At 60.8% G+C, this 12,043-nt stretch carries 15 protein-coding genes; 4 read left to right on the top strand and 11 right to left on the bottom strand.

The annotated features are described in order from the left end of the window. Nucleotides 1-57: 57 nt before the first annotated feature. The 4 genes from ACERZ8_RS08690 to ACERZ8_RS08675 all read left to right on the top strand — a co-directional run bounded on the left by ACERZ8_RS08690 (nucleotide 58) and on the right by ACERZ8_RS08675 (nucleotide 3,552). Entirely contained in the window at nucleotides 58-1,746 is a 1,689-nt protein-coding gene (locus ACERZ8_RS08690) for an acyl-CoA dehydrogenase family protein (protein ID WP_407591830.1), read from the top strand. A gap of 89 nt (nucleotides 1,747-1,835) precedes the next feature. Further along, nucleotides 1,836-2,432, top strand: a complete 597-nt coding sequence (locus tag ACERZ8_RS08685) for a LysE family translocator (RefSeq protein ID WP_407591829.1) — start codon at nucleotides 1,836-1,838, stop codon at nucleotides 2,430-2,432. Nucleotides 2,433-2,638: 206 nt separating this feature from the next. Further along, complete coding sequence (locus ACERZ8_RS08680) at nucleotides 2,639-3,163, top strand: TetR/AcrR family transcriptional regulator (protein ID WP_407591828.1); 525 nt, start codon at nucleotides 2,639-2,641, stop codon at nucleotides 3,161-3,163. After that, nucleotides 3,163-3,552 (top strand): META domain-containing protein, encoded by a 390-nt coding sequence (locus ACERZ8_RS08675; RefSeq protein WP_407591827.1) that lies wholly within the window; start codon nucleotides 3,163-3,165, stop codon nucleotides 3,550-3,552. The genes ACERZ8_RS08680 and ACERZ8_RS08675 overlap by 1 nt, the downstream gene beginning before the upstream one ends. Here the strand turns inward: ACERZ8_RS08675 and recO are convergent. The 11 genes from recO to ACERZ8_RS08620 form a co-directional block, all read right to left on the bottom strand. Further along, on the bottom strand, nucleotides 3,536-4,261 hold the full coding sequence (gene recO, locus ACERZ8_RS08670) for a DNA repair protein RecO (RefSeq protein WP_407591826.1): 726 nt from the start codon (nucleotides 4,259-4,261) through the stop codon (nucleotides 3,536-3,538). The genes ACERZ8_RS08675 and recO overlap by 17 nt on opposite strands. A gap of 1 nt (nucleotide 4,262) precedes the next feature. Beyond that, nucleotides 4,263-4,592: a DUF1491 family protein gene (locus ACERZ8_RS08665; RefSeq protein WP_407591825.1), complete on the bottom strand. Its 330-nt coding sequence runs from the start codon at nucleotides 4,590-4,592 to the stop codon at nucleotides 4,263-4,265. A 51-nt stretch (nucleotides 4,593-4,643) separates the two neighbouring features. Beyond that, nucleotides 4,644-5,552 carry a GTPase Era gene (era, locus tag ACERZ8_RS08660; RefSeq protein ID WP_407591824.1) on the bottom strand — a complete coding sequence of 303 codons (909 nt, stop codon included), beginning with the start codon at nucleotides 5,550-5,552 and terminating at the stop codon, nucleotides 4,644-4,646. Then, the gene (gene rnc / locus ACERZ8_RS08655; RefSeq protein ID WP_407591823.1) at nucleotides 5,549-6,235 is read right to left on the bottom strand and encodes a ribonuclease III; all 687 of its coding nucleotides are present in this window, start codon (nucleotides 6,233-6,235) and stop codon (nucleotides 5,549-5,551) included. The genes era and rnc overlap by 4 nt, the downstream gene beginning before the upstream one ends. Further along, entirely contained in the window at nucleotides 6,232-7,026 is a 795-nt protein-coding gene (lepB, locus tag ACERZ8_RS08650) for a signal peptidase I (protein ID WP_407591822.1), read from the bottom strand. The genes rnc and lepB overlap by 4 nt, the downstream gene beginning before the upstream one ends. Before the next feature lie 117 nt (nucleotides 7,027-7,143). Beyond that, complete coding sequence (gene acpS, locus ACERZ8_RS08645; RefSeq protein WP_407591821.1) at nucleotides 7,144-7,557, bottom strand: holo-ACP synthase; 414 nt, start codon at nucleotides 7,555-7,557, stop codon at nucleotides 7,144-7,146. Beyond that, entirely contained in the window at nucleotides 7,554-7,868 is a 315-nt protein-coding gene (locus ACERZ8_RS08640) for a Dabb family protein (RefSeq protein ID WP_407591820.1), read from the bottom strand. The genes acpS and ACERZ8_RS08640 overlap by 4 nt, the downstream gene beginning before the upstream one ends. 40 nt (nucleotides 7,869-7,908) lie before the next feature. Next, nucleotides 7,909-8,352, bottom strand: coding sequence for a hypothetical protein (locus tag ACERZ8_RS08635; RefSeq protein ID WP_407591819.1), 444 nt, complete (start codon nucleotides 8,350-8,352; stop codon nucleotides 7,909-7,911). Continuing rightward, nucleotides 8,349-9,113: a pyridoxine 5'-phosphate synthase gene (locus ACERZ8_RS08630; RefSeq protein ID WP_407591818.1), complete on the bottom strand. Its 765-nt coding sequence runs from the start codon at nucleotides 9,111-9,113 to the stop codon at nucleotides 8,349-8,351. The genes ACERZ8_RS08635 and ACERZ8_RS08630 overlap by 4 nt, the downstream gene beginning before the upstream one ends. A gap of 98 nt (nucleotides 9,114-9,211) precedes the next feature. Next, entirely contained in the window at nucleotides 9,212-9,871 is a 660-nt protein-coding gene (locus tag ACERZ8_RS08625) for a DUF2062 domain-containing protein (RefSeq protein WP_407594221.1), read from the bottom strand. Between the two features lie 13 nt (nucleotides 9,872-9,884). Next, nucleotides 9,885-12,035 (bottom strand): RelA/SpoT family protein, encoded by a 2,151-nt coding sequence (locus ACERZ8_RS08620; RefSeq protein ID WP_407591817.1) that lies wholly within the window; start codon nucleotides 12,033-12,035, stop codon nucleotides 9,885-9,887. Nucleotides 12,036-12,043: the final 8 nt, after the last annotated feature.

Genomic DNA, 12,043 nt, shown 5'->3' with positions numbered 1-12,043 from the left:
TGCGCTGCACCTGCAAAGTAGATACCAGAGCGCCAAGCCGAAATGAGGAGCAAAGCCATGGCACATGATGGACAGGATATGGGCACCGCAGCCCCCGTTTTGCTGGATGATCTGCTGGCGTTGACCGGCGCTGCAATTGCACCCGTCGAGGCAATCACCGAACTTGCCCGGACCCGCCTGCGCGCGGAGCTGAGCGTGGATGGCCGCGTGTCCGCCGCCCTTGTCGAGCAGAATCAGACTGCAGCGCACGGCCTTGCCTGGCTGGCCACATATGCCCAATCGCTGCGCCAGATGCACAAATGGGCCAGCGACCTCAACGAACAGTCCAGATTTACTGAGGTCGAGGCCCTGATCCTCCAGATCGCGTTCGGCGAATACCTCTGGCAGGTCTATGGCGGCATCCCGATGAATCAGGGCGAAGTTCTGCGCCTTCAGGACATGGGGCTCAGCCAGGATGACATGCGCGGGATGATGGACCCGGCTGTCATGACATTGACCCAGCACGGGAACACCCAAGCCGCACAGATCCGCCTTGTCGAGTTGATGCAGGAACGCAGCGCCGAAATCACAGTCGGGGCCAGCGGACTGGATGAAGAACTGGAAATGATCCGCGAACAGTTCCGCCGCTACGCGGTCGAGAAAGTCGAACCCTTTGCCCATGACTGGCACCTCAACGACGAACTGATCCCCATGGAGGTGATCGAGGAACTTGCCGAAATGGGCGTGTTCGGCCTGACAATTCCCGAAGAGTTCGGCGGCTTTGGCCTGTCCAAAGCGTCGATGTGCGTGGTGAGCGAAGAGTTGTCGCGCGGCTACATCGGCGTCGGCTCTCTTGGCACGCGCAGCGAAATCGCGGCAGAGTTGATCATTGCGGGCGGCACCGACGAACAGAAAGCCAAGTGGCTGCCACGCCTTGCCAGCGCCGAAACGCTGCCGACGGCTGTGTTCACGGAGCCCAATACCGGCTCTGACCTTGGCGCGCTGCGCACTCGCGCCCAGAAAACGGAAAATGGCGATTACACCGTCACCGGCAACAAGACATGGATCACCCATGCGGCCCGCACCCATGTGATGACGTTGCTGGCGCGCACCGATCCCGACACGACCGACTACAAGGGCCTTTCGATGTTCCTGGCTGAAAAGACGCCGGGCGATGACGCAAATCCGTTTCCAACCGATGGCATGTCCGGCGGAGAGATCGAGGTGCTCGGCTATCGCGGCATGAAGGAATACGAACTGGCCTTTGACGGTTTTGCGATCAAGGGCGAGAACCTGCTGGGCGGGGAAGAGGGCAAGGGTTTCAAACAGCTGATGGAGACGTTTGAATCCGCCCGTATTCAGACGGCTGCCCGCGCTATCGGTGTGGCACAATCCGCCCTCGATATCTCGATGCAATACGCGATTGATCGCAAGCAATTTGGCAAATCCCTGATTGCGTTCCCGCGTGTGGCTAACAAGCTGGCGATGATGGCCGTGGAAATTATGGTCGCACGCCAGTTGACCTACTTCTCGGCCTTCGAAAAGGATGAGGGCCGACGCTGTGATGTCGAAGCGGGCATGGCCAAGTTGCTTGGCGCACGCGTGGCGTGGGCGGCGGCGGACAACGGGCTGCAAATCCATGGCGGCAACGGGTTTGCTCTGGAATACAAGATCAGCCGAGTGCTGTGCGATGCGCGCATCCTCAACATCTTTGAAGGCGCGGCCGAGATTCAGGCGCAGGTGATTGCTCGGCGGTTGTTGGGCTAAGGGCCTCGCCACTTCGATCCAAAGAACTGCGGTAGCTCCTTCGCACTCCCCCTGATTGACGCGCGCGCCAAAACGTCCAAAGTGCGCGGATGCTGACCTTTGCTGCCGCTGTCTTTTTCCTAATCATCACACCCGGGCCCGGAGTTCTGTCTGCGGCCGGGGTTGGTGCGGCCTATGGTCTGCGGTCGGGCCTGCGCTATGTGCTGGGCCTGTTCATCGGCAACAATCTCGTCATTCTGGCCGTGGTCTCGGGGCTTGCCGCACTTGTGCTGGCCAATCCGGTGGTGCGCACGATCCTGTTTGTGCTCTCGACCGCGTATCTGTTTTATCTCGCGATGCGCATCGCGCTGGCCGGGTCGAAACTGGCCTTTTCACCTGCAAAAAACGAACCGGGCGTTCTTGCAGGAATCCTGCTGCAACCCATCAACCCCAAGGCCTACGCGGTAAACACAGCCCTGTTTTCGGGCTTTGCCATCATGCCCGACGCACTGGTGGCCGAGGCGATCTGGAAGCTGCTGATCGTAAATGCCATCTGGGTGCCCATCCACGTGATCTGGGTCTGGTTCGGGGTGCGCCTCAAGGCGCTTGACCTCGCGCCCGAGCGGCAAAAGCTGATCAATTTCGCGATGGCCGGTTCGATGTTGCTCGTTGTGGGGCTGGCCGTCTGGTCGGAACTTGCGCTGTAGCGGCACGGCATCACCAAAGAGGATCAGCACTAGCTTTCGAACATACGCCTCCCTCCGGACGCGCGTGCCAAGCGACCTGCGGGCCGTGACATAACCCGCCCACCTGATAGGCGATCAAGCGTCGCCAATGTGCGGCAAAGCGCTCAAAACTTCTGGTTGTGCTGCTTTGTGTTGCACCGCAGCATACTTGGACGTATCGCGGGGTTATGGCAAAAGCACCTCTCTCCCCCGCTGCATGGATCGAAGCCGGTCTCGCTCAACTGACGGCCACTGGGCCGCTGGCATTGCGCGCAGAACCGCTGTCACGACACCTGAAAACCTCCAAAGGATCGTTCTATTGGCACTTCAAGGATGTGCCCGCATTTCAAGCCGCGTTGCTGGCGGAATGGAAGGATCGCGCCATGACCCAACTGGCCGAGGATGCGGCCATGGAAGGGTCAGACACAGACAAGATGATTCGATTTGGTCAGACCGTTCAGGGCGACAAGGCCGGTCCGGCATTGCGCGCGTGGGCGCAGTCCGAAAAATCCGTGGCCAAGACAATTGCATCGGTGGATGCGGCCCGTCTGAAGCGGCTGGTTGGATTGATGAAGGGCATCGGGGTCGACAATGAGGACTTTGCCAAGGCGGCCTATGGCGCGCTTGTGGGCCTCAAGCAGATGAAAAACGATGACGGTGATGCGCTGGTTGCGTTTGCCGCGCTGGTTGATCTGGTGATGGCGCTCAAGTGATGCGGTTGCTTGGGCTTGCCCTGCTTGGGCTGATCCCAGCCTGCCAGTCGGACGAAACGGTGGCAGCCTACGGCGCGTCCGGTGTCACATGGACACTTGTTTCACAAAACGGCGCCCCTTTTGCAGCACGAGCGACCCTTGTTTTCGGTGAAGACGGACAGGTCTCGGGACAAGCCCCGTGCAACAGATTCACCTTCACCAACACCCTGCCCTACCCATGGTTCGAAACCGGCCCGATTGCCGCGACAAAAGTCGCCTGCCCCGATCTTGAAGCCGAAGATGCGTTCTTTCAAACCGTCGGCGCCATGACGCGCGTTGTCCTGGGCGACGATGGTATGGTCATGGCCAATGACGCGGGTGGCGAGATGGTGTTCACAGCGTCCGAGTAAAGGCATCCACGAACCGCGCCCGCGCATCCGGGACTGGGCGGTTGCCCAGATCCGGCGCAAGGTGGTTGGCCAGAAAGTAACCGGTTGTCTCAAGCGCCTGCGCCACCTCCACGTCCGGCGCATCCCCCCGCCCGCGCAGCACATCCGGAAGCGGCAACAGCCGGTCTGCCCACACCCCTGCCCCCGCACGCGACACGGCCCGCCCGCTCTTGGGCGAGACATAGATCAGATCTTCGGTCCCGCCCGTCACCGCACATGTGCTCAGATCAAGGCCAAAACCCATCTCCTCCAGCAACGCGACCTCCCAACGCAGGTAGGCAAGCGGCCAGACCTCGTTCTGCCCCAACAGGTCAAGCAGCTGCTCTGTACGGCGATAAAGGGGCCCATGTGCTTCGCGTTCGGGCAGACAGAAGCTCAGCAATCCGGTGACAGCATTCAAGCCCGCCAGCGCAAGGCGATCCCCCATGACAAGGGCAGCACGGCTGCGCATAGGCTCAACCGTGAAAGCACCGATATGGTCTTCGAGCCGTGCGCGCCACGCCACGTCCAACTGGGCACCCGGTTGCAGAATGGGGGCGATCTTGCGGCTGGTGCCGCCACGGACAACACCGGCGTGACGCCCTCTTTCCTCGCTGAACACGTCGATGATTGCGCTGCTTTCGCCGTGTCGGCGCACACTCAGCAGAATTGCTGTGCCGCGCCACTCCATGTCAGGCCAACCCGTCCTGATCCAGCAGATGACGCCCCTGCCGATCCTCGACTTCGATCACCCAAACATCCGGGTCAAACCCGCGTTGGCGGGTCACTGCATCATCAACGTCCCGCTCTGGCCCGCTCGCCAGTTCAGCCCAGACGCGCGTATCCGTCATCAGATCGAATGACCGCTGGAACAGGGTCGCCTGCCCATCAAGCGTGTTCAACTTCACCAGAACGGCCCCGCCGGTGTCATCACCATGGGCCACGACAAAGGCGGGGATATCGGCAAACCGCAACCGCGCCAGATACGCATCCACCCAAAACCTCGACGTCAGACGCGCCATGGCTTCTCTGATTTAAAAAAATCCCGCCCGGACGGCCGGATGGCAGATGTTTCAGGCATTTCCATCTTTGAAGTTCAGCCCCATTTCGGAATAGCGCTCGGCCTCTTCCTGCCATTTCTCGCGCACTTTGACCTGCAGGAACAGATGCACCTTGCGGCCCAGAAACTCGGTCAACTCGGCACGCGCAGACTGGCTCACAGACTTGATCGTCTCGCCCTTGTTGCCCAGCACGATGCCCTTGTGGCCATCGCGGCTGACGTAGATGATCTGATCTACACGGGCCGAACCATCCTTGCGCTCTTCCCAACTCTCCGTCTCGACCGTCAGTTGGTAAGGCAGTTCCTGATGCAGGCGCAGAGTCAGCTTTTCGCGGGTCATCTCAGCAGCGATCATGCGCATCGGCAGATCGGCAATCTGATCCTCGGGGTACAGCCACGGTCCCTCCGGCACTTGCCCCGCAAGCCATTGGCGCAACGTATCCACGCCATGTCCCTTTTCGGCGGAAATCATGAACGTCTCGGCAAAGTCGTACTCGGCATTCAGCTTGTCGGCGAGGCCCAGCAGAACCGGAGCCTCCACACGGTCGATCTTGTTGATCGCCAGCGCGACCGTGCGCCCCTTGCCGATATCGGCAAGACCCTCAAGGATGCGACCGACCCCTTCGCTGAGGCCGCGATGCGCCTCGATCATCAACACAACAACATCCGCATCTGCGGCACCACCCCAGGCGGCGGCAACCATGGCGCGGTCCAGACGGCGGCGCGGTTGGAACAGGCCGGGCGTGTCGACAAAAACGATCTGGCTGTCACCCTCCATCGCCACACCACGAATGCGGGCGCGCGTGGTCTGTACCTTATGGGTTACAATGCTGACCTTGGCCCCGACCATGCGATTGAGCAGGGTAGACTTGCCCGCATTGGGCTCTCCGATCAGGGCGACGAAACCGGCGCGGGTGCTCATGTATCTTGCTCCAATTGGGCCAGAAGGGCCTTGGCGGCCGCTTGCTGGGCCTCGCGTTTTGATCCGGCGGTGGCATGCGCGGTTTCACCACCATCAAGCTGTGCAGAAATCGTAAAGACGGGGGCATGATCCGGACCGGACCGTGCCGTTTCGACGTATTTTGGCGGTGTCAGACCACGCGCCTGGGCCCATTCCTGCAAGGCGGTCTTGGCGTCACGCGCATCGTCCTCGACCCGGGTGATCCGATCCCCCCATAGGCGCACGATCAACGCGCGGGCCACTTCGAAACCGGCATCAAGATAGACGGCGGCAATGACCGCTTCGGCGGCATCCCCAAGCAGGGCCTGCTTGCGCCGCCCGCCCGACATCATCTCGGACCGGCCCAGCCGCAACACATCCCCCAGGCCGATTTCGCGCGCGACATCCGCGCAGGTTTCCTTGCGCACCAAAGCATTGAAGCGTGGGGCAAGCGTGCCTTCGGCGGCCCCTGTATCAGCGGCCAGCAGCGCCTCGGCCATCACCAGCCCCAACACCCTGTCGCCCAGAAATTCCATCCGTTGATTGTCGCTGCGCGTGGGCGAGGACATTGAGGCGTGGGTCACCGCCTCGATCAGCAGATCGGGCTTGGCAAAATGATGCCCGATGCGCGCCTCAAAGGCCTGCAGATCCGCGCCCAGCTTCACTCGATCCCCTTAAAGAACCGATCCCCGCGCCACGTCCAGAAGAACAGCATCGACCGGCCCGCGGACGAGAACATGATGCGATCCGCGCGCCCGATGAGATTTTCATACGGCACAAACCCGACTCCACCCGCCAGTTGCGCAAGGCGGCTGTCGGATGAATTGTCGCGATTGTCGCCCATAAAGAAATACTCGCCCTCCGGCACCCGGAAGACGGACGTGTTGTCAGACCCCTGTACGGTCACGTTCAGCACCACGTGTGAGGACCCATCGGGAAAGGTTTCGACAAAGCGGGATTTGGTGCAATTGGCCCCCTGCCCGACAGCGCCGCTTTCACAGCGCGGCGTCAGACCCTGCGGGCCTTGCCGCTCAAAGACTTCGGTGAAAGTGCCGGCGGGTTCCTGCGGCAGCGGTTCGCCGTTCAGGATCACGACACCGTCCTTGACCTGCACGGTGTCGCCGGGCAGCCCGACCAGACGTTTGATGAAGTCAGACCCGGAAATGGGATGGCGAAAGACAACGACATCGCCCCGCTCAGGCTCACCTGCCAGAACGCGCGTATTGTCACCATCCAGAAACCCGCAGATGGATTTCGCATCAATGCCCAGAAACGGGATCGACGGGCAGGATGCATAGGAATAGCCATAGGCCATCTTGTTCACGAACAGGAAATCGCCGATCAGCAGCGTTTCCTTCATCGACCCGGACGGAATCCAGAACGGTTGGAAAAACAGGGTGCGAAACACCCCGGCAATCAGCAGCGCGTAAACGATGGTCTTGATCGTATCGACCACACCACCTTCTTTTTTCCTTGGCGGCCATTTGGCGCTCCTGCTCGATCATGTTTTCAAGGGTACATGCGGGTGCGCGCTATCGCTGTCAAGGCAATGGGCGTTGGTGCGAAGGTGCAGCTACGCCGCGTCAGACCCTGTCGGGCGTGCTTCGATCAGAACAAATGCCTGCGCCCAGGGGTGATCATCGGTGAGGGTGACGTGAATAATCGCCTCGTAGCCTTCGGGTGTCATGTCGGCCAGACGTTCCGCAGCCCAGCCAGTGACATGCATCACAGGCTGCCCGGTCCTCAGATTGGTGACGGCCATGTCCTTCCACGCGATCCCCATGCGCAATCCCGTGCCCAGCGCCTTGGAACACGCCTCTTTCGCGGCCCAGCGTTTGGCATAGGTGCCGGGGGTGTCGGCCCGCCGTTCCGCCTTGGCCTGTTCGATGTCGGTAAAGACCCGATTGCGAAACCTGTCGCCAAACCGCTCAAGGGTGCGTTCGATCCGCTCGATGTTGGCAAGATCCGTGCCGATGCCAAGGATCACGGACCGACCTCGATATCATAGACGATGATGCCAGCCGACCCGCCCTCGCATAAATCGACCAGTTTTGCGCCCAGTGCCTGATGCTCGGGATGGACGGCATAGGCTGCAAGCGCCTTGGCGTCGTGGGCATCAAGCGTGAAGCCGTAGGCGATATCGGGCGACTTGTCCTCGAAATCGCGATTTGGGCCTGCACAAAAGTTGCTGCACCCGTCCAGCCGGTCGACAAGTTTACCAAGCGCCAGCATGACGCGATCCAGCTTGGTCCGGTCGGCCTTGCGGGCAAGGCGCAGCATCACGCAATGCCGTATCATCGGGCTGCTTTCGCGGGTTGGATCATCGGCAGAGCCTCCTTCAATTCAGACGCTGGGCCTGTTTGGTCGTCAGATCGATCTGCCAGCGCACCGGCATCGTCGGACAACAGCGCGGTTCATTCGGGCCAAGCATTGTGGTGGTCAGTTGCACCGCCCCGGGCACAAAGGCCGCATCCCGCGGATCGTGACCAAACAGCTCCGGCACCTGCCCGGCAAAGCCCCACGCCCCGCCGTCCACCCGGACAAAATGGCCGACAACGATGCCCGTGTTGCCCGCAGCGCCCTGAATGATGGGATAGACGACACCGATGGCCTGCTGCGCCTGTGCGGGATCGCTTGAATCCGGCAACCAGAATGAGCGGGCCAGCTGTTGTCCGGGGGCCAGCGTCGAACCCAAGAGCAGATCGAGGTTGGGCCAACCGTCCTGCGCGCGCAGCGGTGTGGTCCAGATCAGAATGAGTAGAAGAGCGGCAAGTGTCCTCATGCTGCGGTTGCCTCTCGTGCTTCATCCATCAGGCGGCGCATCTCGCGAATGGCCGGGTCCAACCCGCGAAAGATCGCCTCGCCAATCAGGAAGTGCCCGATGTTCAACTCCATCACCTCGGGAAAGGTGGCGACAGGTTTTACGGTTTCATAGGTCAGGCCGTGGCCCACATGGACCTCAAGGCCAAGGTCGTGGGCAAAGGTGCTCATCTGGCGCATTGCTTCCAGTTCGCGGTCTCGATCCTCAAACCGGCCTTCGTGATGGGCGTCGCAATAGGCGCCGGAATGCAACTCGATCACTTGCGCCCCGATCCGGTGCGCCGCCTCGATCTGGCGCTCATCCGCCGCGATAAAGATCGACACGCGACACCCGGCGTCCCGCAAGGGTGCGATAAAATGGGCAAGGCGGTTTTCCTCGCGTGCGACCTCAAGGCCGCCCTCGGTTGTGCGTTCCTCGCGTTTTTCGGGTACGATGCAGACAGCATGGGGTTTGTGGCGCAGGGCAATGGCCTGCATCTCGTCCGTGGCGGCCATTTCAAAGTTCAGGGGCACGTTCAGAACCTTCATCAGCCCCTCGATGTCTGCATCTGAAATATGGCGGCGGTCTTCGCGCAAATGCGCGGTGATCCCGTCCGCACCAGCGATTTCAGCGATGCGCGCCGCACGCAAAGGGTCTGGCGTGTCACCGCCCCGCGCATTGCGGACAGTGGCCACGTGGTCGATGTTCACACCAAGGCGCAAAGGGCCAACAGGACGGGTCATGGCAGATTCCTCTCATATCGCGTGCTGCCATTCTAATGCGGCAGGGGCGCGCTGAAAATGCTGACAGACCCGATTTATTGTACCAATCGGGCGGGTGCCTAATCCGCCTTTTTCTTGCGCTCGATGGCTTTGGCCGCCGCCTTGGCCTTCAGACTCTCGAACTTGGCCTTGATCGCGCCCTTGCGGCGGTGCTGATAGGCGCGGATCACCGGGACCGACAGATAGTAACAAACCGTGGCTGCGATGACGCCAGGAATGATGCCACCGACCAGATAGGGAAAGAAAATCTCGTCATAAAACGTCGCCAACCCGGCCCAGTCGCGCGGCTCGCCCATGATCACATGCTTGAGGTTCTGCCAAAGATCGCCACCGGCATCCACGAACTTGCCGCTGAAGGATCGTTCAGTGCCTTCCGACATTTCAGTGCCCAGCAACCAGTGCCCGGTTTGCAGGGCGACCAGACCGATGGGCACATAGGTCAGCGGATTGCCAAAGAATGTGGCCATGAGACTGGCAAGGATATTGCCACGCATTGCCGTTGCAATTGCTGCGGCGATCACGAAGTGCACGCCATAAAACGGAGTAAAAGCAGTGAACACGCCAGCCCAGATGCCCCGCGCGATCTTTTCCGGCGTGTCCGGCAGGCGGCGCACCCGGTGATTGACGTACTGAAACGCACGCGCCCAACCGCCACGCGGCCAGACAAGCTCCAGCATCGACCGAAGGATCGGCTTGGGGTCGCGGCGCTTGAACACCAATGTCTCGCCTTCCCTAAGCGGTCTGAGCCGAAGACGCCGCATGCGCCTCGACAGGCACAGGCTGACGATGACGCTCAATCGCCGCTACATCACTTTCCGCCGCAAGCGCCCCCACCAATGTGTGAAGATGCTGTGCGTCTCGCAACTCGACATAGATCAGCAAACGGTAAAAGTCAGGTTTGCGATCCATAAATTCCAAGTCCGAGATATTGGCCTGCGTCTCGCCAATCAATGTGCAAATTCGTCCCAACACGCCTGCGTCATTGCCGATGGTCACATCCAGGGTCGCGCCGTAGACTGCCGCGTGGCTGCCATCGTGCCAGTGCAGATCCAGCCAGCGGTCCGGTTGGTTCTCGTAATCGACCAGCCGGGCACAATCGATGGCGTGCACAACCACGCCCTGACCACGAAAGGTGATGCCGACGATGCGCTCTCCCGGCAACGGTTCGCAACATTTGGCGCGCTCGAATTTCTGGCCCGGCAACAGGCCGATGACCGCGCGGCGCGCATCGACAACCTTGCCCGGTTTGGCTTGAAGATCGGGATAGATCGCCTGCACAACTTCGCGGCCCGTCAGTTCAGCCGATCCAAGACGGGCCAGCACTTCGTCCGCACTGCCAAGGCGCAATTGTTTGGCCGCCGCTTCAAGCGCCTTGTCCGTCGCCTTTTTGCGCACATGTGCAAAGGCGGAGCGGGCCAGTTCACGACCCAGCGTGATGAACCGTTCGCGATCCGCTTCGCGCAAGCTGCGCCGGATTGCCGTCTTGGCCTTGCCGGTGGTTGCGATTTCCAGCCATGTCGTCTGCGGCGTCTGCCCCTCGGCCGTGATGATGTCCACCGACTGCCCGTTCTTGATCCGGGTCCAGAGCGGCACGCGCATGTTGTCAACCTTGGCCCCGACACAGGCGTTGCCGATGCGGGTGTGGATCGCATAGGCGAAATCGATGGGCGTCGCGCCGCGCGGCAATTTCACCACCTCACCCTTGGGGGTAAAGCAGAACACCTGGTCGGAATACATCTCAAGTTTCACGGCTTCGAGGAAATCCTCGTGATCGTCCTCGCCGTCAAACTGTTCGGTCAGTTGCGCGATCCACTTGGCCGGATCAACGGCAAAGGGGTTCTTGCCCCGTACCCCGTCGCGATAGGACCAGTGTGCGGCCACACCTGTTTCGGCCACGTCGTGCATCTGGCCAGTGCGGATCTGCACCTCGACCCGCTTGCCGTCGCGCCCCGACACCGTGGTGTGGATAGAGCGATATCCGTTGGTCTTGGGCTGGCTGATATAGTCCTTGAAGCGACCCGGCACCGCACGCCAGCGCTGATGGATGGCACCAAGGGTGCGATAGCAGTCTTCTTCGGCCTCGGTGATGACGCGGAAACCGTAAATGTCGGACAGGCGGGAAAACGACTGGTCCTTTTCCTGCATCTTGCGCCAGATCGAATAGGGTTTCTTGGCTCGGCCAAACACTTCGGCTTCGATGCCCGCCTTTTCCATCTCGCGGCGCATATCGCCCGTGATGCGCTGGATCACATCGCCGGTTTCGCGCTGCATGGTGATAAAGCGGCGGATGATCGACGACCGGGCTTCGGGGTTGAGCACCTTGAAGGCCAGATCCTCAAGCTCTTCGCGCATCCACTGCATCCCCATGCGGCCCGCAAGCAGGGCAAAGATGTCCATCGTCTCGCGCGCCTTTTGCAACTGCTTTTCAGGGCGCATCGATCGGATGGTGCGCATGTTGTGCAGACGGTCGCTGAGTTTGACGAGGATGACGCGCATGTCTTTGGACATGGCCATGAACAGCTTGCGAAAGTTTTCGGCCTGCTTGGTCTCGACACTGCTCAGTTGCAGATTGGTCAGCTTGGTGACACCGTCCACCAGTTTGGCAATCTCTTCACCAAAGGTGTCGGACACCATTTTGTAGCTGGCCTTGGTGTCTTCGATCGTGTCGTGCAACAGGGCCGTGATGATGGTCGCATCATCCAGTTGCTGTTCCGTCAGGATCGCGGCCACGGCGACGGGATGGGTGAAATAGGGTTCACCCGAGTGGCGCTTTTGGCCCTCGTGCATCTCGCCGCCAAACTTGTAGGCTGCGCGGATCAGCGCTTCGTTCGTTTTTGGATTGTAGTTTCGGACCAGTGCGATCAGATCGTCGTCGGAGATCATGCGGCCCA

It is taken from the genome of Tateyamaria armeniaca (genome assembly GCF_045797845.1).
GTDB lineage: Bacteria > Pseudomonadota > Alphaproteobacteria > Rhodobacterales > Rhodobacteraceae > Tateyamaria > Tateyamaria armeniaca.
The sequence above is the reverse complement of the archived record's forward strand: the minus strand, read 5'-3'. Positions and strand labels throughout refer to the sequence as shown.